Annotated in this window: 21 protein-coding genes and 1 pseudogene; 11 read left to right on the forward strand and 11 right to left on the reverse strand. The window is 60.2% G+C overall.

What is annotated here, in order from left to right; genetic code table 11:
• Window positions 1-41 precede the first annotated feature (41 nt).
• The 4 genes from fabA to PMI18_RS18425 all read left to right on the forward strand — a co-directional run bounded on the left by fabA (window position 42) and on the right by PMI18_RS18425 (window position 2,356).
• Window positions 42-557, forward strand: coding sequence for a 3-hydroxyacyl-[acyl-carrier-protein] dehydratase FabA (gene fabA, locus PMI18_RS18435; RefSeq protein ID WP_007899046.1), 516 nt, complete (start codon window positions 42-44; stop codon window positions 555-557).
• Window positions 558-568: 11 nt separating this feature from the next.
• Window positions 569-1,789, forward strand: coding sequence for a beta-ketoacyl-ACP synthase I (gene fabB, locus PMI18_RS18430; RefSeq protein ID WP_007899047.1), 1,221 nt, complete (start codon window positions 569-571; stop codon window positions 1,787-1,789).
• A gap of 56 nt (window positions 1,790-1,845) precedes the next feature.
• Window positions 1,846-2,097 carry a hypothetical protein gene (locus PMI18_RS31045; protein WP_157221669.1) on the forward strand — a complete coding sequence of 84 codons (252 nt, stop codon included), beginning with the start codon at window positions 1,846-1,848 and terminating at the stop codon, window positions 2,095-2,097.
• Window positions 2,098-2,167: 70 nt separating this feature from the next.
• Entirely contained in the window at window positions 2,168-2,356 is a 189-nt protein-coding gene (locus tag PMI18_RS18425; protein ID WP_007899050.1) for a hypothetical protein, read from the forward strand.
• Window positions 2,357-2,514: 158 nt separating this feature from the next.
• On the opposite strand, the gene PMI18_RS18420 is transcribed toward PMI18_RS18425, so the two are convergent.
• From PMI18_RS18420 to PMI18_RS18385, 8 genes and pseudogenes are all read right to left on the reverse strand, one after another.
• A complete protein-coding gene (locus tag PMI18_RS18420; protein WP_007899055.1) occupies window positions 2,515-3,057 on the reverse strand; it encodes a DUF2058 domain-containing protein in 543 nt (180 codons plus the stop codon).
• Between the two features lie 28 nt (window positions 3,058-3,085).
• Complete coding sequence (mazG, locus tag PMI18_RS18415; RefSeq protein ID WP_007899059.1) at window positions 3,086-3,919, reverse strand: nucleoside triphosphate pyrophosphohydrolase; 834 nt, start codon at window positions 3,917-3,919, stop codon at window positions 3,086-3,088.
• 127 nt (window positions 3,920-4,046) lie between these two features.
• Complete coding sequence (relA, locus tag PMI18_RS18410; RefSeq protein ID WP_007899061.1) at window positions 4,047-6,290, reverse strand: GTP diphosphokinase; 2,244 nt, start codon at window positions 6,288-6,290, stop codon at window positions 4,047-4,049.
• Between the two features lie 128 nt (window positions 6,291-6,418).
• On the reverse strand, window positions 6,419-7,771 hold the full coding sequence (gene rlmD / locus PMI18_RS18405) for a 23S rRNA (uracil(1939)-C(5))-methyltransferase RlmD (protein ID WP_007899064.1): 1,353 nt from the start codon (window positions 7,769-7,771) through the stop codon (window positions 6,419-6,421).
• On the reverse strand, window positions 7,771-8,673 hold the full coding sequence (cysM, locus tag PMI18_RS18400) for a cysteine synthase CysM (RefSeq protein WP_007899067.1): 903 nt from the start codon (window positions 8,671-8,673) through the stop codon (window positions 7,771-7,773). Before cysM ends, rlmD begins: the two co-directional genes overlap by 1 nt.
• Before the next feature lie 107 nt (window positions 8,674-8,780).
• Window positions 8,781-9,802 (reverse strand): annotated as a pseudogene (locus PMI18_RS18395) (PDDEXK nuclease domain-containing protein).
• Window positions 9,803-9,978: 176 nt separating this feature from the next.
• Window positions 9,979-11,409 carry a sensor histidine kinase gene (locus tag PMI18_RS18390; RefSeq protein WP_007899076.1) on the reverse strand — a complete coding sequence of 477 codons (1,431 nt, stop codon included), beginning with the start codon at window positions 11,407-11,409 and terminating at the stop codon, window positions 9,979-9,981.
• Window positions 11,396-12,118, reverse strand: coding sequence for a response regulator transcription factor (locus PMI18_RS18385; protein ID WP_007899079.1), 723 nt, complete (start codon window positions 12,116-12,118; stop codon window positions 11,396-11,398). The genes PMI18_RS18390 and PMI18_RS18385 overlap by 14 nt, the downstream gene beginning before the upstream one ends.
• A gap of 215 nt (window positions 12,119-12,333) precedes the next feature.
• On the opposite strand from PMI18_RS18385, the gene PMI18_RS18380 reads away from it, so the two are divergent.
• The gene (locus PMI18_RS18380; RefSeq protein ID WP_007899083.1) at window positions 12,334-15,084 is read left to right on the forward strand and encodes a response regulator; all 2,751 of its coding nucleotides are present in this window, start codon (window positions 12,334-12,336) and stop codon (window positions 15,082-15,084) included.
• Window positions 15,085-15,189: 105 nt separating this feature from the next.
• Window positions 15,190-16,179, forward strand: coding sequence for a 2-hydroxyacid dehydrogenase (locus PMI18_RS18375; RefSeq protein ID WP_007899086.1), 990 nt, complete (start codon window positions 15,190-15,192; stop codon window positions 16,177-16,179).
• Between the two features lie 5 nt (window positions 16,180-16,184).
• On the opposite strand, the gene PMI18_RS18370 is transcribed toward PMI18_RS18375, so the two are convergent.
• Window positions 16,185-16,571 (reverse strand): hypothetical protein, encoded by a 387-nt coding sequence (locus PMI18_RS18370; RefSeq protein WP_007899087.1) that lies wholly within the window; start codon window positions 16,569-16,571, stop codon window positions 16,185-16,187.
• A gap of 134 nt (window positions 16,572-16,705) precedes the next feature.
• Between PMI18_RS18370 and PMI18_RS18365 the strand changes: the two genes are divergently transcribed.
• The gene (locus PMI18_RS18365) at window positions 16,706-17,140 is read left to right on the forward strand and encodes a hypothetical protein (RefSeq protein ID WP_007899088.1); all 435 of its coding nucleotides are present in this window, start codon (window positions 16,706-16,708) and stop codon (window positions 17,138-17,140) included.
• Window positions 17,140-17,544 carry an META domain-containing protein gene (locus PMI18_RS18360; RefSeq protein ID WP_007899089.1) on the forward strand — a complete coding sequence of 135 codons (405 nt, stop codon included), beginning with the start codon at window positions 17,140-17,142 and terminating at the stop codon, window positions 17,542-17,544. The genes PMI18_RS18365 and PMI18_RS18360 overlap by 1 nt, the downstream gene beginning before the upstream one ends.
• A 178-nt stretch (window positions 17,545-17,722) precedes the next feature.
• On the opposite strand, the gene PMI18_RS18355 is transcribed toward PMI18_RS18360, so the two are convergent.
• The gene (locus tag PMI18_RS18355; RefSeq protein ID WP_007899090.1) at window positions 17,723-18,190 is read right to left on the reverse strand and encodes a TlpA family protein disulfide reductase; all 468 of its coding nucleotides are present in this window, start codon (window positions 18,188-18,190) and stop codon (window positions 17,723-17,725) included.
• A gap of 114 nt (window positions 18,191-18,304) precedes the next feature.
• Between PMI18_RS18355 and arsC the strand changes: the two genes are divergently transcribed.
• From arsC to PMI18_RS18340, 3 genes are read left to right on the forward strand one after another with little or no spacing between them, the layout of a single operon-like run.
• A complete protein-coding gene (arsC, locus tag PMI18_RS18350; protein WP_007899091.1) occupies window positions 18,305-18,658 on the forward strand; it encodes an arsenate reductase (glutaredoxin) in 354 nt (117 codons plus the stop codon).
• Window positions 18,655-19,251 carry an NAD(P)H:quinone oxidoreductase gene (gene wrbA, locus PMI18_RS18345; RefSeq protein WP_007899092.1) on the forward strand — a complete coding sequence of 199 codons (597 nt, stop codon included), beginning with the start codon at window positions 18,655-18,657 and terminating at the stop codon, window positions 19,249-19,251. The genes arsC and wrbA overlap by 4 nt, the downstream gene beginning before the upstream one ends.
• A 1-nt stretch (window position 19,252) precedes the next feature.
• Complete coding sequence (locus PMI18_RS18340) at window positions 19,253-19,678, forward strand: DUF2069 domain-containing protein (RefSeq protein ID WP_007899093.1); 426 nt, start codon at window positions 19,253-19,255, stop codon at window positions 19,676-19,678.
• A 115-nt stretch (window positions 19,679-19,793) separates the two neighbouring features.
• On the opposite strand, the gene PMI18_RS18335 is transcribed toward PMI18_RS18340, so the two are convergent.
• Window positions 19,794-20,468 (reverse strand): DNA-3-methyladenine glycosylase I, encoded by a 675-nt coding sequence (locus PMI18_RS18335; protein ID WP_007899094.1) that lies wholly within the window; start codon window positions 20,466-20,468, stop codon window positions 19,794-19,796.
• Window positions 20,469-20,576 lie beyond the last annotated feature (108 nt).

Here is a 20,576-nt window from a genome sequence, read left to right on the forward strand (position 1 = left end):
GATTCGCCCCACCCTGCCGCATGGACTATTGAGGAGCTCGCATGACCAAACAAAACGCCTTTACTCGGGAAGACCTGCTGCGCTGCAGTCGTGGTGAGTTGTTCGGCCCAGGTAACGCGCAACTGCCCGCCCCGAACATGCTGATGGTCGATCGCATCACCCATATCAGCGAAGAGGGTGGCAAGTACGGCAAAGGTGAATTGGTCGCCGAGCTGGATATCACTCCAGACCTGTGGTTCTTCGCCTGCCACTTCGAAGGTGATCCGGTAATGCCGGGCTGCCTGGGCCTTGACGCCATGTGGCAACTGGTCGGTTTCTTCCTCGGCTGGCAAGGCTTGCCGGGCCGCGGACGCGCCCTGGGTTCGGGCGAAGTGAAATTCTTTGGCCAGGTACTGCCGACCGCCAAGAAAGTCACCTATAACATTCATATCAAACGCGTCCTGAAGGGCAAGCTGAACATGGCCATTGCCGATGGTTCGGTGACCGTCGACGGCCGCGAAATCTATACCGCCGAAGGCCTTCGGGTCGGCGTTTTCACCTCCACTGACAACTTCTAAGGGTTATCCGCATGCGCCGCGTCGTTATCACTGGTCTGGGCATCGTTTCGTGCCTGGGCAATGACAAAGAGACCGTCTCCGCTAACCTGCGTGCAAGCCGCCCTGGCATCCGGTTCAACCCGGAATATGCTGAAATGGGTCTGCGTAGCCAGGTTTCCGGCTCCATTGACCTTCCCCTCGAAGAGCTGATCGATCGCAAGATTTTTCGCTTCGTCGGCCACGCGGCGGCTTACGCCTATCTGGCCATGAAAGATGCCATCGCAGACTCCGGCCTGACCGAAGAGCAGGTTTCCAACGTGCGTACCGGCCTGATCGCCGGTTCCGGTGGCGCGTCGACCTTGAACCAGATGGAAGCGCTGGACATCCTGCGCGAGAAAGGCGTCAAACGCGTAGGCCCGTACCGCGTCACGCGGACCATGGGCAGCACCGTTTCGGCTTGCCTGGCCACACCGTTCAAGATCAAGGGTGTGAACTACTCGATCTCCTCCGCGTGCGCCACCAGTGCTCACTGCATCGGTAACGCTGTGGAGCAGATCCAGTTGGGCAAGCAGGACATCGTGTTCGCCGGTGGCGGTGAAGAAGAACACTGGAGCCAATCGTTCCTGTTCGACGCCATGGGCGCACTGTCCAGCCAGTACAACGAAACCCCGGAAAAAGCTTCCCGTGCCTACGACGCCAAGCGTGACGGTTTCGTCATCGCCGGCGGTGGCGGCATGGTCGTGGTCGAAGAGCTGGAACACGCTCTGGCCCGCGGCGCGAAGATCTACGCGGAAATCGTTGGCTACGGCGCGACCTCCGACGGCTACGACATGGTCGCCCCAAGCGGCGAAGGCGCCATCCGCTGCATGCAGATGGCCATGGCCACCGTCGACACTCCGATCGACTACCTGAACACCCACGGCACCTCGACTCCGGTCGGCGACGTCATGGAAATGAAAGGTGTGCGTGAAGTGTTCGGCGACAAGGCTCCAACCATCAGCTCCACCAAGAGCCTGTCGGGTCACTCTCTGGGCGCCGCCGGCGTTCACGAAGCGATCTACTGCCTGCTGATGATGGAAGGCAACTTCATGGCCGGTTCCGCCAACATCGACGAACTGGACCCGGAAGTGGCAGACATGCCAATCCTGACCAAGACTCGCGAAGACGCCACCATCAACACCGTGATGAGCAACAGCTTCGGCTTCGGTGGCACCAACGCCACGCTGGTACTGAAGCGCTGGCAGGGTAAGTAATACCCTGTCGATTCGCCGTAAATAAAAACGCCCCGACTGGTTCGGGGCGTTTTTTTGTGCCTGTAAATAATGTTCATGATGCGTGGATTGCTCTTGTAGGAGCCAGGCTTGCCGGCGAAGGCGTATTCAAGGACGCTTTCGCCGGCAAGCCTGGCTCCTACAGGTGCAAGCTGCGTTTTCTGCCTTTTGAACATGAAACATTTGTCATGAAACTCAACAGCCTGCGACTGAATGTCGCGTATTTCGCGGGCTGCAGGACTTTTGCCGATTTTGCAAAAATGGGTTGCCGAACTCTGCCGTTTACTTAGCCAGCTAACAAAATATATAACGGAGGCCTGCACACGCCTTGCTGCAGATAACAGAGATTGGAGCTAGCAGATGACTGTAAAAGTAACTGAACGCGACGATTCACATATGTCCCATGAAGGCATCGCCGCCGGTATCCGCATCTGGGATGTACATCAACAAGACCTGTTGGTCGGGATGTTCCACTCCGAGACCGAAGCCCACCAGTACAAGGCCGAACTGGAAATACTGGAGCAGCAACGCGAAGCGCGTTCTGCATAATGACCGCATTGAAAACGACAAACCCCTGAACCAGTGAGAAACTGTGGCGAGGCTTGCTCCCGCTTGAGTGCGTAGCACTCACAAAAATCGGCAATTGCTGCCAGATTTTCAGGGCCGCTACGCAGCCCAACGCGAGCAAGCTCGCTCGCCACAAAGGTTTACCACATCAGATCATCAGGAATCTGATAGGCCGCGTACGGATCGTCTTCGGCGCTGACTTCTTCTGTCTTCACATTCAGCTGCACGATGCGCTGTGGATCGCGCTCCTGAATCTTCAGGGCCGCTTCACGAGGGATCACTTCGTAACCGCCAGCGTGATGCACGATCGCCAGCGAGCCGCTGCTGAGCTTGTTGCGCATCAGCGTGTTGACGGAGATGCGCTTGACCTTCTTGTCGTCGACGAAGTTGTAGTAGTCCTCGGTGGTCAGCTTGGGCAGGCGCGAGACTTCGATCAATTGCTTGACCTGGGCGGCACGGGCCTTCGCTTCGGCCTTCTCCTGCTGCTGGCGGTTCAGCTCCTGGTCGCGCTTGACCTTCTCGGCCATGGCTTCCTGAGCGGCACGCTGCTGGGAGTCATCGAGTTCAATCTGACCTTTATGGGCCAGACGTTGCTGCTTCTGCTTCTCTTTGCCGACCTGTTTGGCCTGCTTTTGATTGACCAGCCCTGCTTTGAGCAACTGGTCGCGAAGGGAAATGCTCATGGTGCTTATTTCTCACTTAGGCAACTGCTCAACCGCAGCTGGGCAAATTCTTTTCCTGACGTTTGGCTTCGCCCCACAAGGCGTCCAACTCTTCGAGGGTGCAATCTTCTATGGGACGGTGGGTGTCGCGCAATGCCTGTTCGATAAATCGGAAGCGTCTTTCAAACTTTGAGTTCGCGCCGCGCAGTGCGGTTTCCGGATCGACCTTGAGGTGCCGAGCCAGATTGACCACGGAAAACAGCAGGTCGCCGACTTCATCGGCAATCGCTGCCGAGTCATTGTCGGCCATGGCTTCGAGCACTTCATCGAGCTCTTCGCGAACCTTGTCGAGCACTGGCAAGGCGTCCGGCCAGTCAAAACCGACCTGCCCTGCGCGCTTCTGCAGTTTTGCCGAACGGGACAGCGCCGGCAACGCGGCAGGCACGTCGTCGAGCAAGGACAACTGCTCTGGTGCCGAAGACTTCTCGGCACGCTCTTCAGCCTTGATCTCTTCCCAGCGTTGCTTGACCTGCTCTTCATTCAGACGCGGGATGTCCAGCGGCGCATACAGATCACCGGTGGGGAACACGTGAGGATGACGGCGGATCAGTTTGCGCGTGATGCTATCGACCACGCCATCGAACTCGAAGCGCCCTTCTTCCCGGGCCAGTTGGCTGTAATACACCACCTGGAACAACAAGTCGCCCAACTCCCCCTGCAAATGATCGAAGTCCCCGCGCTCGATCGCATCGGCGACTTCGTAGGCTTCTTCCAGGGTGTGCGGGACGATGGTCGCGTAGGTTTGCTTGATGTCCCACGGGCAGCCGTACTGCGGGTCGCGCAGACGGTTCATCAGGTGCAGCAAGTCTTCAAGTGAATACATCTTCCAATCTCTACACACTTCACTTGTAGGAGCGAGGCTTGCCCGCGAAGGCGGCATACCTGACACACCGCCTTCGCGGGCAAGCCTCGCTCCTACAGGTGTTACCATCCATTTCCGTGCAGGTCTCTCACGGCGTGCGGTTACGGCGGGTTTCGATGATGTTCGGCAACTGGGAAATCCGCCCCAGCAACCGCCCCAGTGCATCCAGCCCCGGAATCTCGATGGTCAGGGACATCAATGCCGTGTTGTCCTCTTTGTTCGAACGGGTGTTGACCGCCAGCACGTTGATCCGCTCGTTGAGCAGCACCTGCGACACGTCACGCAGCAGACCGGAGCGGTCGTAGGCGCGAATGATGATGTCCACCGGATAGGTGAGCACCGGCACCGGGCCCCAGCTGACCTGGATGATCCGCTCCGGCTCGCGCCCGGCCAGTTGCAGCACCGAGGCGCAGTCCTGACGGTGGATGCTCACACCACGGCCCTGGGTGATGTAACCGACGATCGCATCCCCCGGCAGCGGCTGGCAGCAGCCGGCCATCTGGGTCATCAGGTTGCCGACGCCCTGGATCTGAATGTCACCACGCTTGCCCGGTTTGTAGCCGGTGGCTTTGCGCGGGATCAGTTCCAGCTGTTCGTTGCCGCGTTCCGGCTCGACCAGTTGCTGCGCCAGATTCACCAATTGCGCCAGGCGCAAATCGCCTGCGCCCAATGCAGCGAACATGTCCTCGGCGGTCTTCATGTTGGCCTTCTCGGCCAGCTTGTCGAAGTCCACTTGCGGCAGGCCGAGGCGATTGAGTTCGCGCTCGAGCAAGGTTTTACCGGCCGCGACGTTCTGATCGCGGGCCTGCAATTTGAACCAGTGAACGATTTTCGCCCGCGCCCGCGAGGTGGTGATGTAACCCAGGTTCGGGTTCAGCCAGTCGCGGCTCGGCGTGCCGTGCTTACTGGTGATGATCTCGACCTGTTCACCGGTTTGCAGGCTGTAGTTGAGCGGTACGATCCGCCCGTTGATCTTGGCGCCGCGGCAGTTGTGACCGATTTCGGTGTGCACGCGGTAGGCGAAGTCCAGCGGTGTCGCGCCCTTCGGCAAGTCGATGGCGTGACCGTCCGGGGTAAAGATGTAGACCCGATCCGGCTCGATATCGACCCGCAGTTGCTCAGCCAGACCGCCGATGTCACCCAGCTCTTCGTGCCACTCGAGAACCTGACGCAGCCAGGAGATTTTCTCTTCGTAGTGGTTCGAACCGGACTTGACGTCGGTGCCCTTGTACTTCCAGTGCGCGCACACGCCCAGCTCGGCTTCTTCGTGCATCGCATGGGTGCGAATCTGCACTTCCAGCACCTTGCCTTCAGGGCCGATTACCGCGGTGTGCAGCGAGCGGTAGCCGTTCTCTTTCGGGTTGGCGATGTAGTCGTCGAACTCTTTCGGGATGTGCCGCCACAGGGTGTGGACGATGCCGAGCGCGGTGTAGCAGTCGCGCATTTCCGGCACCAGCACGCGAACGGCGCGCACGTCGTAGATCTGGCTGAACTCCAGCCCTTTGCGCTGCATTTTGCGCCAGATCGAATAGATGTGTTTGGCCCGACCGCTGATGTCGGCATCGACGCCGGTGGCCTGCAACTCGTCTTTGAGTTGGGTCATCACGTCGGCGATAAAGCGCTCGCGATCCAGCCGTCGCTCGTGGAGCAACTTGGCGATCTGCTTGTACTGGTCGGGCTCAAGATAGCGGAAGGACAAGTCCTCCAGCTCCCACTTGATATGACCGATACCGAGGCGATGGGCGAGCGGCGCGTAAATGTCGAAGACTTCACGGGCCACGCGGTTGCGCTTCTCGTCGTCGGCGGTTTTCACCGCGCGGATCGCGCAGGTGCGCTCAGCCAGTTTGATCAGCGCGACGCGCACGTCGTCGACCATGGCCACCAGCATCTTGCGCAGGTTTTCCACCTGGCCCTGAGTGCCCAGCACCAGCGATTGACGCGGGCTCAGGCTCGCGCTGATCGCCGCCATGCGCAACACGCCGTCGATGAGTTTGGCGACCACCGGACCGAAACGCTGGCTGACTGTCGGCAACTGGATCTGGCCTTCGCGCACGCCGCGGTACAGCACGGCTGCGACCAACGAATCCTGGTCGAGTTTGAGGTCGGCGAGAATCTCGGCGATCTCAAGGCCCGTGCGGAAACTCGAGGTCCCTTCGGACCACAGATTCTTCGCCGCATTGGCTTGTTGTTCGGCCTGGCGAGCGAACTCGCAGGCTTCCTTCAAGGCTTCGCGATCCAGTGCCGCATCGACACTGACCGCATGATCGAGCCAAGCCTCGAGATTGATACTGCCGTCGGTGTTGATCGGCTGGTGTGCTCTCACCTGTACCATCTTGCTTTACCTTCCCTACGACGCAGATTCAATGCGTCAAATCGCTGACCCTTGCTGCCCGTGTGCACTCGCGGGGCTAAGACGAATGCGCTTTGCACGAGCGGGTCAGTCGGACCAGACGAGCCGTCCTAGCTCGCTTCAAATAACGCCATGGCCTCGACATGTGCCGTCTGAGGAAACATATCGAGAATCCCGGCACGTTTTAACCGGTAGCCCTGCTTGATCAATTCGACCGTGTCGCGCGCCAGCGTTGCCGGGTTGCACGACACATACACCAATCGTTTGGCGCCCAGGGACGCAATCTTGCGCACCACCTCGAAAGCACCGTCGCGAGGTGGGTCCAAGAGTACCGCACAAAAGCCTTCATCGGCCCATTCGGCATCGGCCAAAGGCTGGGATAAATCGGCCTGAAAAAACTTCGCGTTATGCAGATTATTGCTGACAGCATTCGCGGCGGCACGCTCGACCATCGCCTGCACGCCCTCCACCGCCACCACTTCACGAACCGCTTTGGCCAGCGGCAAGGCAAAGTTGCCCAACCCACAAAACAGATCCAGAACCCGCTCATCAGGATTCGGCGCCAACCACGCCAACGCCTGGGCAACCATCGCTTCGTTGACCCCGGCATTGACCTGAATGAAATCTCCCGGCCGATACGCCAGGTTCAAGTCCCACTGTTCAAGACGATAACCCAGCGACTGATCGGCCTCGACCGGTTGCGGCTCACCATCGCCATGCAGCCACAACTGGGCTTCATGGAACGCGCAGAATTCCTTGAGGATGGTCATGTCGGCCTCGGACAACGGCGCCATGTGCCGCAGCAATACCGCCAGTGACGAACCGCTGAACAACTCCACATGCCCCAGCGCCTGAGGTTTGCTCAAGCGCCGCAGCATCTCCGGCAAGCGGCTCATGATCGGCTGCAAGGGCTGTACCAGCACCGGGCATTCGTTGATGGCGACGATGTCCTGACTGCCGGCAGCGCGGAAGCCGACTTCGAGTTTTTTCGCTTTCATGTCCCAACGCACCGCCACTCGGGCGCGACGACGGTAGCCGAATTCCGGACCGCTCAACGGCGCTGCCCACTCATCAGGTTCGACACCGGCAACCCGCGACAATTGCTCGGCGAGCATGCGCTGTTTCAGGGCGAGTTGTTCATCGTGGGGCAGATGCTGCACGCTGCAACCGCCGCAGCGAGCGGCATGAGCGCACGGCGCCGGACGGCGCAATTCATTGGCCTGGAACACGCGCTCGGTGCGCGCCTCGACCACTTTGCCGTGGGCACCCAAGACCCGCGCCTCTACATCTTCACCGGCCAATGCGCCGATGACGAACCAGGTGCGACCTTCGAAAAACGCGATACCGCGACCGTCATTGGCCAGACGCTCAATCGTCAAGCGCTGCTTTTTGCCGGTCGGGACTTGCGGGGCCTTGCTGCCGCCCGTGGGCTGGAAGCGCAGGCCTCTCTCTTGCTTGGCCATCAGTTGGGCGCGTCGAAAATGCCGGTCGACAGGTAACGGTCGCCACGGTCGCAGATGATCGCGACGATCACCGCGTTTTCAACTTCCTTGGACAGACGCAGCATCGCCGCCACGGCACCGCCCGAGGACACGCCGCAGAAGATGCCTTCTTCGCGCGCCAGACGACGGGTCACGTCTTCGGCTTCGCTTTGCGCCATGTCGACGATCCGGTCCACGCGCTCGGCCTGGTAGATCTTCGGCAGGTATTCCTGCGGCCAGCGACGGATGCCCGGAATCGCCGAGCCTTCCATCGGTTGCAGGCCGATGATCTGCACGTTGTCGTTCTGCTCTTTCAAGTAGCGCGAAACGCCCATGATGGTGCCGGTGGTGCCCATCGAGCTGACGAAATGAGTGATGGTGCCTTCGGTCTGGCGCCAGATTTCCGGACCGGTGGTGGTGTAGTGCGCCTCGGGGTTGTCACCGTTGGCGAACTGATCCAGCACCTTGCCACGGCCTTCGGCTTCCATTCGCTGGGCGAGGTCGCGAGCGCCTTCCATGCCTTCTTCCTGGCTGACCAGAATCAGCTCGGCGCCATAAGCCGTCATGGCGGCTTTACGCTCGGCGCTGGAGTTGTCCGGCATGATCAGGATCATCTTGTAACCCTTGATCGCGGCAGCCATGGCCAGGGCGATCCCGGTGTTGCCCGATGTCGCTTCGATCAGCGTATCGCCGGCGTGGATCTGCCCGCGCAATTCGGCGCGGGTGATCATCGACAGCGCCGGACGGTCCTTGACCGAACCCGCCGGGTTATTCCCTTCGAGCTTGAGCAAAAGGGTGTTGCTGGTGGCGCCAGGCAGGCGCTGCAAACGGACCAGCGGAGTGTTGCCGACGCAATCGGCGATGGTTGGGTACTGCAAGGTCATGGCGTATTCGCAATCCAGACTGCGGGGGCGCCTATCATACCGGCAAACGTGCGCAGGCCATATCACGCAAAGTAAGGGGCTTATGGCGAATGGGAATAAGAAGGAGATTACCCGCTCTTCTCCTGCTCAAAATCCAGCGCATAAAACTCATGCAATTTAGCCTGCAACAACTGCTTGTCCGGCAGGCGAGTCTGGTATTCGGCAATTAACGCTGGCGACAGGCTACGGTTAAGGGCGTACTCGACCACCTCGTCATCCTTGCTGGCACAAAGCAACACACCAATGGCAGGGTTTTCGTGGGGTTTGCGCTCATTGCGATCCAGCGCTTCCAGATAGAAATCCAGCTTGCCCAAATACTCCGGCTCAAACCGACCGACCTTGAGCTCAATGGCTACCAGACAGTTGAGCCCACGGTGGAAGAACAGCAGATCCAGGGCGAAATCACGCCCGCCGACTTGCAGCGGGTATTGGGAGCCGACAAAACAGAAATCACGACCCAGTTCGATCAGAAACTCCTTGAGACGCGCCAGCAGCCCCTTATGCAAATCGGTTTCGGCATGGCCGCCGGGCAGGTCGAGAAACTCGACCATGTAGGCATCGCGGAAAATCTCAAGCGCCGCAGGGTGAGTATGTCTTAGCACTGCGGAGGTTTTTGCCGGTTGGGTCACGCTACGCTCGAACAGCGCAGTTTTGAACTGACGCTCCAGCTCGCGCTTCGACCACTTCTCCTGAACCGCCATACGTAGATAAAACTCCCGCTCTTCCGGGAGTTTGCCCTGACTGAAGATGACCAGATTATGGGTCCAGGGTATTTGTCTCACCAGCGGTGAGACTTTCTCGTCACCCCGGTAAGTCTCGTAGAACTGACGCATGCGGAACAGATTGGGGCGAGTAAAACCACGTAACCCTGGTTGAGTCTGGGCCAGATGCTCGGCCAATTGACTGACTACAGAATCGCCCCACTCAGCCTTTCCAGCTTGCGACTGATATAGGCACCCACCTGCCAATACAGCTCAATCAGCTGAGTATTCACCGCCTGCATGGCTTGCTGTTTGGCACTTTGAATCAACGCAAGCACTTCATTGAAACGGTCGTCGGTTGCGTTGTCGGGGACGCTGGATGCATTCATGCCGAACTCCTTGAGGACGAGGAAAAACGCGAGTCTATTCCGTCGAATCAGGCATAAGGTGTCGGCAATACCCTTTAGGAAAGGTCGTACAAATAATCGGGAACGCTCCGGCAAAAGCTGAACGGCGGTGACCGGGAGCCGCATCGCGAGCAGGCTCCCACAGGAGTCAAGGTTGATCACACAATGTGTGGCAGACACACATCAACTGTGGGAGCGGGCTTGCCCGCGATGGCGTCATCACTAACACCGTCATCATCCGCCAATAACCGCATATTCAATCGCAGCCCTGCCCCGCTGTTCTCCGCCCACAAACGCCCACCCTGCCTCTGCACCGCATTCCTCGCGATGCTCAACCCAAGCCCAAATCCACCATCCCCCGGTCGCGATCCATCAAGCCGGATGAACGGCGAGAAGATCCGTTCAAGATCCTCGTCCGCCACTCCACCGCCCTCGTCCTCCAGCCACAGGTGCCAGAAGTCGCCATCGCGCCGACCGCCGAGCGTCACGACACCTCCCTTGGGTGAATGACGAATGGCATTGCGCAGTATGTTTTCCAGCGCCTGGGCCAGGGTATTGAGATGGCCGCGCACCCAGCAGGATGCATCTACCGCGCAGTGCAACTGACTCGCCGGCCAGCCACTTTCATAGCAGGCGTTTTCCGTGAGCATTTCCCACAAGGCCTGGACCTGGATCGCTTCATCGGGCAATGGCGCGCGCTCGGTGTCGAGCCAGGCCAGTTGCAGGGCGTCCTCGACCAGACGCTGCATGCCGTCGACTTCCCGGCCAATGCGTTCGCGCAATTGCCCCAGGTCTTGCTCGCTTTCGCTGGCCACCCGCAGCCGGCTCAGTGGCGTGCGCAATTCGTGGGACAGGTCGCGCAGCAATTGTTGTTGCAGAGCCACTGTGCTTTGCAGGCGCTCGGCCATGTGATCGAAGGCCCGGCCCAGTTCACCCAATTCATCCGAGCGGTTGGTGGTGCGACTCGATAAACGCACAGTCAGTTGGTCGGCGCGCCAGGCGTTGGCTTGTTCGCGCAGGCTGTTCAGCGGGACGACCAGCAATCGATACAGCCCCACGCACAGCAGCAGGGTGAACAGCCCGGGAATCACCCCATTGGTGATCACCCGCCAAAACACCCGGTAGCGTCCGGGCATGAAACGCTGAGGCAGCTCGATCACCAGACTGCCGGCAGACGGGTCGTTGGGAAACGGGATTTTCAACCATGGCAGGCCCTGGTGACGCCGACTCACTGGCCAATCCAGACCGCGCAAAAAAGTCAGGCGCTGGATTTCCTGGTTGGCCAGCGGGTAACTGCTTAGCGATTGCAAGTCGCCGCCGATGACGCCGACCCAGGTCGACTCGTGCTCGCCGACACGCTGCAACCAAGCATCAATGCCGGCACTCTGCTGCTCGTTCCACGCCCGCTCCGCCTCCGCGGCGTAGCGAGTCAGGGCGCCCCGGGCCTCGTCGGACAGGAACAGGTTTTTCTTCTCCATGTAGCGGCCCCAGGACCAGCTCAACCAGATCATCAGCAGACAGAACGCCACCAACAAACAAGCCAGTTTCCAGAACAGTGAATGCTTGCCCGGCACGTCAGACCATTTCATCGGCCGCGCTCAAAACATACCCCTTGCCCCAGACCGTACGCACTTCGCGCTCGGTGTAACCGATGGCTTTGAGCTTGCGGCGAATCTGACTGATGTGCATGTCGAGGCTGCGGTCATGGGGCGCATAACCGCGCTGCAACACCTGCTGATAAAGGAACGCCTTGCTCAGCACTTCATCGCCGTTGCGGTTCAGCGTGTCCAGCAATCGGTACTCGCTGCGGGTCAGGCCGGCAGCGTGCTCGCCAAAAAACACCTCGCACAGCTCATCGTCGAAACGCAGGTTGTCCATCGCCGGGGCTATCGGTGCCGGCGCCGGCCGCCGGTCAAGCGCCACCCGCCGCAGGATGGCTTCGATGCGCACCCGCAGCTCGGCCATGCTGAAAGGTTTGGGCAGGTAATCGTCGGCGCCGAGGCGAAAGCCACTGATGCGATCCGCCTCCGCGCCCAGCGCCGACATCAGCACCACCGGCGTAGGGTGGCTCTGGCGCAGTTGAGTCAGCACCGCCAAGCCATCCAGCCCCGGCAGCAGAATGTCCATCAACACCACATCGAAGACCTGCTCGCGCGCAATGGCCAGCCCTTCCTGGCCGTTCTGACACCAGGTCACCTGAAAACCGCAGCGCCCCAGATGCTCATGGACATAAGCACCGAGCACCAGATCGTCTTCGATGGAGAGGATACGGGGATGACTGATAGAGATGGGAGTCATGAGTATCTGCAAATAATTCTCAGTTGCCGATTATTCAAGATCGCCTCACCAGGGGCAACCCAAGGTTTGCCTCTCAAGACCAAAGCGCGGAACTAGCCGACGAATGACGACATCAATTTTACGAAGATTGCCCGCATGCAAGTCGCTACACTGCGCAGGTGGCGCGTGCCGGACGCATGTGCAGGTCAATAAACAGCTGGATGCGGGAGAGATGCGTGCTCAAGAAACTGGGAATTAAAGGCCGCGTGCTGTTGCTGACCCTGTTACCGACCACCCTGATGGCGCTGGTTCTGGGCGGCTATTTCACCTGGATGCAGCAATCGGACCTGCAATCGCAACTCATGCAGCGCGGCGAAATGATTGCCGAACAGCTGGCACCGCTGGTGGCCCCGGCCATGGGTCGCAAAGACAACGACCTGCTGGAACGCATCGCCACCCAGTTCCTGGAACAAACCGACGTGCGCGCGGTGACCTTCCTCGCCCCCGACCGCACGACACTGGCCCATGCCGGCCCGACCATGCTCAATTCGGCGCCTTTGGGCAGCGGTTCACAGATGTTGCGCCGCAGTGGCAATGACGCCACGCGCTACCTGCTGCCGGTGTTCGGCAAGCACCGCAACCTGGCCGGCGACCTGATCCCCGATGAATCCGACCGTCTGCTGGGTTGGGTCGAACTCGAGCTGTCCCACAACGGCATGTTGCTTCGCGGTTACCGTAGCCTGTTCGCCAGCCTGCTGCTGATCGGCGGGGGACTGGTCGGTGCGGCGCTGTTGGCGTTGCGCATGGGTCGGACCATCAACCGACCGCTGAGCCAGATCAAACAAGCCGTGGCACAGCTCAAGGACGGCCACCTGGAAACCCGCCTGCCGCCCCTCGGCAGCCAGGAGCTGGATGAACTGGCGTCCGGCATCAACCGCATGGCCGGAACCCTGCAAAACGCTCAGGAAGAATTGCAAAACAGCGTCGAACAGGCCACCGAAGACGTGCGTCAGAACCTGGAAACCATCGAAATCCAGAACATCGAGCTGGACCTGGCGCGCAAGGAAGCCCTGGAGGCGAGCCGGATCAAATCCGAGTTCCTGGCTAACATGAGCCATGAAATCCGCACACCGCTCAATGGCATTCTCGGCTTCACCCATTTGCTCCAAAAAAGCGAATTGACGCCACGTCAGCTCGATTATCTGGGCACCATCGAAAAATCCGCCGACAGCTTGCTGGGGATCATCAACGAGATTCTCGACTTCTCGAAAATCGAGGCCGGCAAACTGGTACTCGACCATATTCCGTTCAACCTGCGCGATCTGCTGCAAGACACCTTGAATATCCTCGCCCCGGCCGCCCATGCCAAAGAGCTTGAGCTGGTGAGCCTGGTTTATCGCGATACGCCACTGTCACTGGTGGGCGATCCGCTGCGACTCAAGCAAATTCTCACTAACCTTGTGAGCAACGCGATCAAGTTCACCCGCGAAGGCACCATCGTCGCCCGAGCCATGCTCGAAGAAGAGTACGAAGACAGCGTGCAATTGCGCATCAGCATTCAGGACACCGGCATCGGTCTGTCGAATCAGGATGTGCGCGCCTTGTTCCAGGCCTTCAGCCAGGCTGATAACTCGCTGTCCCGACAACCTGGCGGCACCGGCCTGGGGCTGGTGATTTCCAAACGCCTGATCGAACAGATGGGCGGCGAGATCGGCGTCGACAGCACACCGGGCGAAGGTTCGGAATTCTGGATCAGCCTGAGCCTGCCCAAAACCCGCGACGACGCCGAAGACCTGCCCGGCCCACCGCTACTCGGGCATCGGGTGGCGGTCCTGGAAAACCATGAGCTGGCCCGTCAGGCCTTGCAGCATCAACTGGAAGACTGCGGCCTGGCAGTCACGTCGTTCAACACTCTGGAAAGCCTGGCCAATGGCGTGACCGGCGCCCATCAGACCGATCAGGCCATCAGCCTGGCAGTGCTCGGCATCACCAGCAACGACATGCCGCCGGAGCGCCTCAACCAGCATATCTGGGACCTCGAACACCTGGGCTGCAGAGTGTTGGTGCTGTGTCCGACCACCGAACTGACGCTGTTCCACCTATCGGTGCCCAACCCCCACAGCCAACTCCAGTCCAAACCGGCCTGTACGCGCAAACTGCGTCGGGCCCTGTCCGACATGGTCAACCCTCGCCAACAGCGCAGCGCCCCCGGCGAGCCGCTTTCGAGTCGCGCACCGAAGGTCCTTTGCGTCGATGACAACCCGGCCAACCTGCTACTGGTGCAAACCCTGCTCGAAGACATGGGCGCCAAGGTGCTCGCGGTGGAAAGCGGTTACGCCGCGGTCAAGGCCGTGCAGAACGAGACCTTCGATCTGGTGCTGATGGACGTGCAGATGCCTGGCATGGATGGCCGCCAGAGCACCGAAGCCATTCGCCAGTGGGAAAGCGAGCGGCATTGCACGCCATTGCCGATCGTTGCCCTTACCGCCCACGCGATGGCCAACGAAAAACGTGCGTTGCTGCAAAGCGGCATGGACGACTACCTGACCAAACCCATCAGCGAGCGGCAACTGGCGCAGGTGGTGTTGAAATGGACCGGCCTGGCGTTGCGTAATCTGGGGCCGGAGCGCTCCAGCGAAAGCAACAACGGTAATGAATTGCAGGTGCTCGATCACGAAGAAGGCCTGCGCCTGGCGGCCGGCAAAGCCGATCTGGCGGCGGACATGCTGGCAATGCTGCTGGCCTCCCTGGAGGCCGACCGCGAGGCCATCCGCATCGCTCGTGAAGCCAATGACCAGAACGCCCTGATCGAGCGAGTCCACCGCCTGCATGGGGCGACCCGTTATTGCGGCGTCCCGCAACTGCGCGCCGCCTGCCAACGCAGTGAAACCCTGCTCAAGCAACAGGACCCCAAAGCCCCCGGCGCGCTGGAAGAACTCGAACGAGCCATCAATCGCCTGGCAGCCCATGCGCGTATCAATGCCTGATGCAGCGCAATAACGCCGGGCGCCTTGAAGGCTAAGCTCAAGGTCTGTAGCAGCTGCCGAACGCAGGCTTCGCCAGCTGTTACAGGTAACTTCCAGGAGGACAACATGCGCACGATTCTTTTCAGCAGCCAGGCCTATGACCGCGACAGTTTTCTGAGTACCGACCTGCCCGCCGGCATCGAGCTGCATTTCCAGCCGGCGCGACTGAGCCTCGACACGGTGGCGCTGGCGGAGCATCACGAAGTGGTCTGTGCCTTTATCAATGATGACCTCAGCGCTCCGGTACTCGAACGTCTGGCCGCGGGTGGCACACACCTGATCGCCCTGCGCTCGGCCGGTTACAACCATGTCGATCTGGCGGTAGCTAAGCGCCTGGGGCTGGCGATTGTGCGGGTTCCGGCTTACTCGCCTCACGCGGTGGCCGAACACGCGGTGGCGCTGATCCTGGCGCTTGATCGCCGCCTGCACCGTGCCTACAACCGTACACGCGAGGGGGATTTCAGCCTGCATGGGCTCACCGGTTTCGACCTCGTGGGCAAGACCGTCGGCGTAGTCGGCACCGGGCAGATCGGCGCGACCTTCGCGAAAATCATGAACGGCTTCGGCTGCCGGTTGCTGGCCTGTGATCCTTACCCGAACCCACAGGTCGAAGCGCTCGGCGCGCGCTACCTCAGCTTGCCGCAACTGCTGGCCGAGTCGCAGATCATCAGCCTGCATTGCCCGCTCAACGAACAGAGCAAACACTTGATCAACAGCGAATCGCTGGCGTACATGCAGCCCGGCGCGATGTTGATCAATACCGGGCGTGGCGGTCTGGTGGACACCCCGGCGCTAATCGACGCGTTGAAGGACGGCCAATTGGGCTATCTGGGGCTGGATGTTTATGAAGAGGAGGCGCAGCTGTTCTTCGAAGATCGCTCCGACTTGCCGCTGCAAGACGATGTGCTGGCGCGCCTGCTGACCTTTCCGAATGTAATCATCACGGCGCACCAGGCCTTCCTCACCCGCGAAGCCCTGGGCGCGATTGCCGCGACCACCCTGCAGAACATCGCGGCCTGGGCAGCCGGTTCGCCACAGAATCAGGTCGAGAGCTGATCGGCTCAGGCCTTGGACAAAAGGATCATCAGGGCCAGCCAGCCAAAACCCAGCAAGCGCTGCCCCAGCGAATGCCCGCGACGCAGCAGGAACCAGACAAAAAACGGCGGCAGAAAGAAAATCATCAGTTTCAGCCAGAGTTCCACAGGACGCGGCCCGCCGGGTGCCACTGCCGGGATCTCTGCCTCGACTTCGACTTTACGTTTGCGCCCAAAAGCGGCCGGGGTCACCCTGGGCACGCTCTCATTGGTCGGTAAACGCCCGAAAGAAAGAGGCGCCTGCGTTGCCGTCGATGTAGCCGCTTCTGCCACCGAAGGCGCACCGCAATGAATGCAAGCAGGCGCCGTGGAGCTGATGCGTTGCTTGCACTCAAAACATTCGATCAACGCCATTTCTATTCCTTAGAGATGCAAAAGCGGCAGTTTGCCATGAGTCGGCAGGTAATTCGAACCAGATCGAAGGTCACATGCCCGCGCCATGCTGCGTTCATGCCCGTGCTAGCATATCGCGCATATTTGGAGGACCCATGGTCGAACACGATTTCCGCTACAGCCTGATGAACCCGCAACACACCCTCACCGAATGCCGCGCCCTTGTGCCGGGGCGTTATCAAGTCACCGGCAACGGCGGCTCGATTCGTAATAACGACGTGCTGGTAGTGACCCTTAAAGGCAGCAAGGACTTGTCCATGCGCCTGACCGTCGAAACGGTTCGCCATCTGATCAACCCGCCGGGCCAATGGGTCGCGGTGGCCAGTGGCCCGGTGTTCGGCGAACTGGCGATCCACACCTGGAAAGTCAACTGCGACAGCTGCGCCAAAGAGCTGAGCTTTGAGTTCGCGGTCGACGCCAAGCTGGGCAACAAGGCGGAAAAACCGGCGGCCACTGCGCGCATTGCCGAGCTGGGCTGGGCCACGGTTGCCGACAAGCACCTGTGCAAGAAGTGCCAGGAGCCTGCGTGATGAAACGCCTTGCTCTGACCGCCGTGGTTGGCGCCAGCCTGTTGGGCTGCGCCGCCGAGCCGGTGCAATTGCAACACAACCGCAGCTACATTCTGGAGTGGATCGGCGAACGTCCGCTGATGGACTACAGCCATCTGACCATCACCCTGGATGATGACGGTCGGGCCTATGGCAATGGCGGCTGCAACCACTGGTTCGCGCCGTATACCCTGCAAGGCGACAAGCTGAGCTTCGGCAAGATCGGCAGCACCCGCAAAATGTGTGCGCCGGCGTTGATGGAGCAGGAAAAACGCTTCCTGCAGGCGTTGGAAAACGTCCAGCGCTGGGACGTCTCACCGATCGACCAGATGCGCTTCTGGTCGGCGCAAGGCAAACCACTGCGTTGGTGGCTTGAAGAGGGTTGATCACCACGGCTGTAGCCAAGTGAATGACTGTGGCGAGGGAGCTTGCTCCCGCTGGGCTGCGAAGCAGCCCTAAACCCAGTCACCTTGTTTTGTCAGGTGTTCCGCGCATACCGTTTTTGCGACTGCTGCGCAGTCGAGCGGGAGCAAGCTCCCTCGCCACAAAAGCCGCCCTGCGCAATCAGTTGGTTGCCTGCAACGCCTCAAGCTTCGCCATCACCCCCGCCGCCGTCTGCTCCCCCATCAACTGTTCCCGCACCTTGCCCTTGTCATCAATGATGTAAGTCACCGGCAACGCTTCACTGCGCGGCAATTCGAAAAGGTCGGCCGGGTCCTGGGCCAGCACGGTGAAGGCGATCCCCAGTTTCTCACTGGCGCTTTTCAGCTCTTCGCCCTGCACATTGTCGAAGTTGACCCCGAACACACCGATCTTCTTGCCCTTGAGCTGCTCGGCCAGCACGTTCAACTCGGGAATCTCGGTACGGCACGGGCCGCACCATTCGGCCCAGTAATTGAGCACCAGCCATTGTTTGTCCAGACGCTCGGCGGCGACTTTGTGACCGTTCTGGTCGACGCCATAGTCGTTGCCGCAACCCCCCAGCAATAACGTCCCCATAATCGCCAATGCCGCTGCCAGTCGCCTTGTCATGTCTCAATCCTTGTCAAAAATGGAATGCACCTGCGACCCATCGCCTCCCAAGGTTCTGGATTACGCGCCGCACAGTTAGAATAGCCGCCACCTTACGCAAGATGCGACCCGCACATGACCGATCTGACGCTTTATCACAACCCGCGCTGCTCGAAATCCCGCGGTGCGCTCGAACTCATCGAAGCCCGTGGCCTGGCGCCAACGGTCGTCCGCTACCTGGAAACCCCGCTGGACGCCGCGCAAATCCAGAGCCTGTTGAGCAAACTGGGCATCAACGCCCGGCAATTGCTGCGCACCGGTGAGGACGAGTACAAAACCCTCAACCTGGCCGACAACAGCCTGAGCGAGGCGCAATTGATTGCCGCCATCGCCGCGCACCCAAAACTCATGGAGCGACCGATTCTCGAGGTCGGCGACAAAGCCATCATCGGCCGTCCGCCGGAAAATGTGCTGGAGTTGCTGCCGTGAGTACGCCGTACATTCTGGTGCTGTATTACAGCCGCAGCGGCTCGACCAATGAAATGGCCCGGCAGATTGCTCGTGGTGTCGAGCAGTCCGGTATGGAAGCGCGCCTGCGCACCGTGCCGGCGATCTCTACCGAGTGCGAAGCCGTGTCGCCGGACATTCCCGATGAAGGCGCGCTATACGCCAGCCTCGACGACCTGAAGAACTGCGCCGGCCTGGCCCTCGGCAGCCCGACCCGCTTCGGTAACATGGCCGCACCGTTGAAGTACTTTCTCGATGGCACCAGCAATCTGTGGCTGACCGGCGCCCTGGTAGGCAAACCGGCCGGGGTCTTCACCTCCACCGCGAGCCTGCATGGCGGCCAGGAAACTACGCTGCTATCGATGATGTTGCCGTTGCTGCATCACGGCATGTTGATCACCGGCCTGCCCTACAGTGAATCGGCGCTGCTGGAAACCCGCGGTGGCGGCACGCCGTACGGCGCCAGTCATCACGCCGGTGCCGATGGCAAAAGCGGTTTGAATGAACACGAAGTTGCGCTGTGCCGGGCCTTGGGCCTGCGGTTGGCGAAGACTGCGCAAAAGTTGGTGAGCTGATATGGCCAAAAAGCCGAAAATCCTGCCTTCCATCGAATGGCTCGAACCGCGAGTACGGGCGATGCGCGTCATCAGCCTGCTGTGCTTTTTCGGCCTGGTGGGACTGCTCTGCGCCTACTACCTGGTATTCGCCGACCTGCATGGCGCGCGGCCGTGGGTGATACTGCTGATCGAACTGGTGCCGCTGCTGTTGCTGGCGCCGGGGATGATCGTCGGCAGCGCCCGCGGGCATTCGTGGATGTGTTTTGTGGTGAACCTGTACTTCATGAAGGGCGCATTGGCCGCGTATGACCCGAACCGGCAACTGTTCGGTTTACTGGAGATGGGCGCGAGCCTGGCGGTGTTCTGCTCGGCAATGTTGTATGTGCGGTGGCGGTTTCAGTTGAACCGCAAATTGGCGGGTGAAGGCGAGACCTCTGTCGCCTGACATATCGCCATCGCGGGCAAGCCCGCTCCCACAGTGACCGGGGTCGTTCACACATTTTGTGCTCAAAACCAATACCTGTGGGAGCGGGCTTGCCCGCGATGGATTCGATGCGGTCTCAATGATTCACTGTGTAAGCCAGCATCATCGAAATCTGGCTCATCGGCCGCCCACCGCTCTCTTCGTGCCACTGGTTGAACGCATTCTGCACTGTGGCCATGTCCCTCAGACTAGTCGGGACCTTGTCGACGATCTTCTGCGCGCTCAGCGCTGCTACCACGTCGTAGCTCGGCACGAACGTGTCCTTGCCCACCATCCGCAAGAATCGCGGTGCCGATAATCCGCCCAACTGATGCCCGTGTTTTTTCAGATAGGTCCACAACCCGACAATATCGGTCACCGGCCATTCGGCGATCAACGCGCCAAAACTGCCCTTCTCATGGGCCACGTCCAGAATGAACTGCGCATTGCGCGGCACACTCTTGAGCTTGCCCAGGTGGCGGATGATCCGCGCATCCTGCATCAAGCGCTCCAGATGTTCAGCGCTCATCAGCACGACTTTTTCCGGGTCGAACTTGAAGAACACCTCTTCGAACGCCGGCCACTTGGCGTCCACCAGGCTGTGCTTGAGCCCGGCGCGGAACACCCGCAACGCCATGGTCGAGAGGTAGCGGTCGTCGCTGATCTTGCGCAATTGCGCCGGGGTCTTGGGAACCGGCAGATGGGCTTCCAGTTCAGCCGCTGAACCGAAGCGGTTCAAGCAGTATTCGTTCAGCCACTTGTAATCGCGCATGCCCTCTCCTGAGGATTGAAGCGAAAAACCAACTGTGGGAGCGCCCCGTGGCGAGGGGGCTCGCCCCCGTTGGGCTGCGAAGCGGCCCCAAAGTCTCTGATGTACCAA

The organism is Pseudomonas sp. GM102, from assembly GCF_000282555.1.
Classification (GTDB): domain Bacteria; phylum Pseudomonadota; class Gammaproteobacteria; order Pseudomonadales; family Pseudomonadaceae; genus Aquipseudomonas.

What these genes read in the sequence shown, in the direction of transcription:
- fabA (WP_007899046.1), top strand. Translation starts at nt 42, where the DNA reads ATGACCAAACAAAACGCCTTTACTCGGGAAGACCTGCTGCGCTGCAGT.
- fabB (WP_007899047.1), top strand. Translation starts at nt 569, where the DNA reads ATGCGCCGCGTCGTTATCACTGGTCTGGGCATCGTTTCGTGCCTGGGC.
- PMI18_RS18425 (WP_007899050.1), top strand. Translation starts at nt 2,168, where the DNA reads ATGACTGTAAAAGTAACTGAACGCGACGATTCACATATGTCCCATGAA.
- PMI18_RS18420 (WP_007899055.1), bottom strand. Translation starts at nt 3,057, where the DNA reads ATGAGCATTTCCCTTCGCGACCAGTTGCTCAAAGCAGGGCTGGTCAAT.
- mazG (WP_007899059.1), bottom strand. Translation starts at nt 3,919, where the DNA reads ATGTATTCACTTGAAGACTTGCTGCACCTGATGAACCGTCTGCGCGAC.
- relA (WP_007899061.1), bottom strand. Translation starts at nt 6,290, where the DNA reads ATGGTACAGGTGAGAGCACACCAGCCGATCAACACCGACGGCAGTATC.
- rlmD (WP_007899064.1), bottom strand. Translation starts at nt 7,771, where the DNA reads ATGGCCAAGCAAGAGAGAGGCCTGCGCTTCCAGCCCACGGGCGGCAGC.
- cysM (WP_007899067.1), bottom strand. Translation starts at nt 8,673, where the DNA reads ATGACCTTGCAGTACCCAACCATCGCCGATTGCGTCGGCAACACTCCG.
- PMI18_RS18390 (WP_007899076.1), bottom strand. Translation starts at nt 11,409, where the DNA reads ATGAAATGGTCTGACGTGCCGGGCAAGCATTCACTGTTCTGGAAACTG.
- PMI18_RS18385 (WP_007899079.1), bottom strand. Translation starts at nt 12,118, where the DNA reads ATGACTCCCATCTCTATCAGTCATCCCCGTATCCTCTCCATCGAAGAC.
- PMI18_RS18375 (WP_007899086.1), top strand. Translation starts at nt 15,190, where the DNA reads ATGCGCACGATTCTTTTCAGCAGCCAGGCCTATGACCGCGACAGTTTT.
- PMI18_RS18370 (WP_007899087.1), bottom strand. Translation starts at nt 16,571, where the DNA reads ATGGCGTTGATCGAATGTTTTGAGTGCAAGCAACGCATCAGCTCCACG.
- PMI18_RS18365 (WP_007899088.1), top strand. Translation starts at nt 16,706, where the DNA reads ATGGTCGAACACGATTTCCGCTACAGCCTGATGAACCCGCAACACACC.
- PMI18_RS18360 (WP_007899089.1), top strand. Translation starts at nt 17,140, where the DNA reads ATGAAACGCCTTGCTCTGACCGCCGTGGTTGGCGCCAGCCTGTTGGGC.
- PMI18_RS18355 (WP_007899090.1), bottom strand. Translation starts at nt 18,190, where the DNA reads ATGACAAGGCGACTGGCAGCGGCATTGGCGATTATGGGGACGTTATTG.
- arsC (WP_007899091.1), top strand. Translation starts at nt 18,305, where the DNA reads ATGACCGATCTGACGCTTTATCACAACCCGCGCTGCTCGAAATCCCGC.
- PMI18_RS18340 (WP_007899093.1), top strand. Translation starts at nt 19,253, where the DNA reads ATGGCCAAAAAGCCGAAAATCCTGCCTTCCATCGAATGGCTCGAACCG.
- PMI18_RS18335 (WP_007899094.1), bottom strand. Translation starts at nt 20,468, where the DNA reads ATGCGCGATTACAAGTGGCTGAACGAATACTGCTTGAACCGCTTCGGT.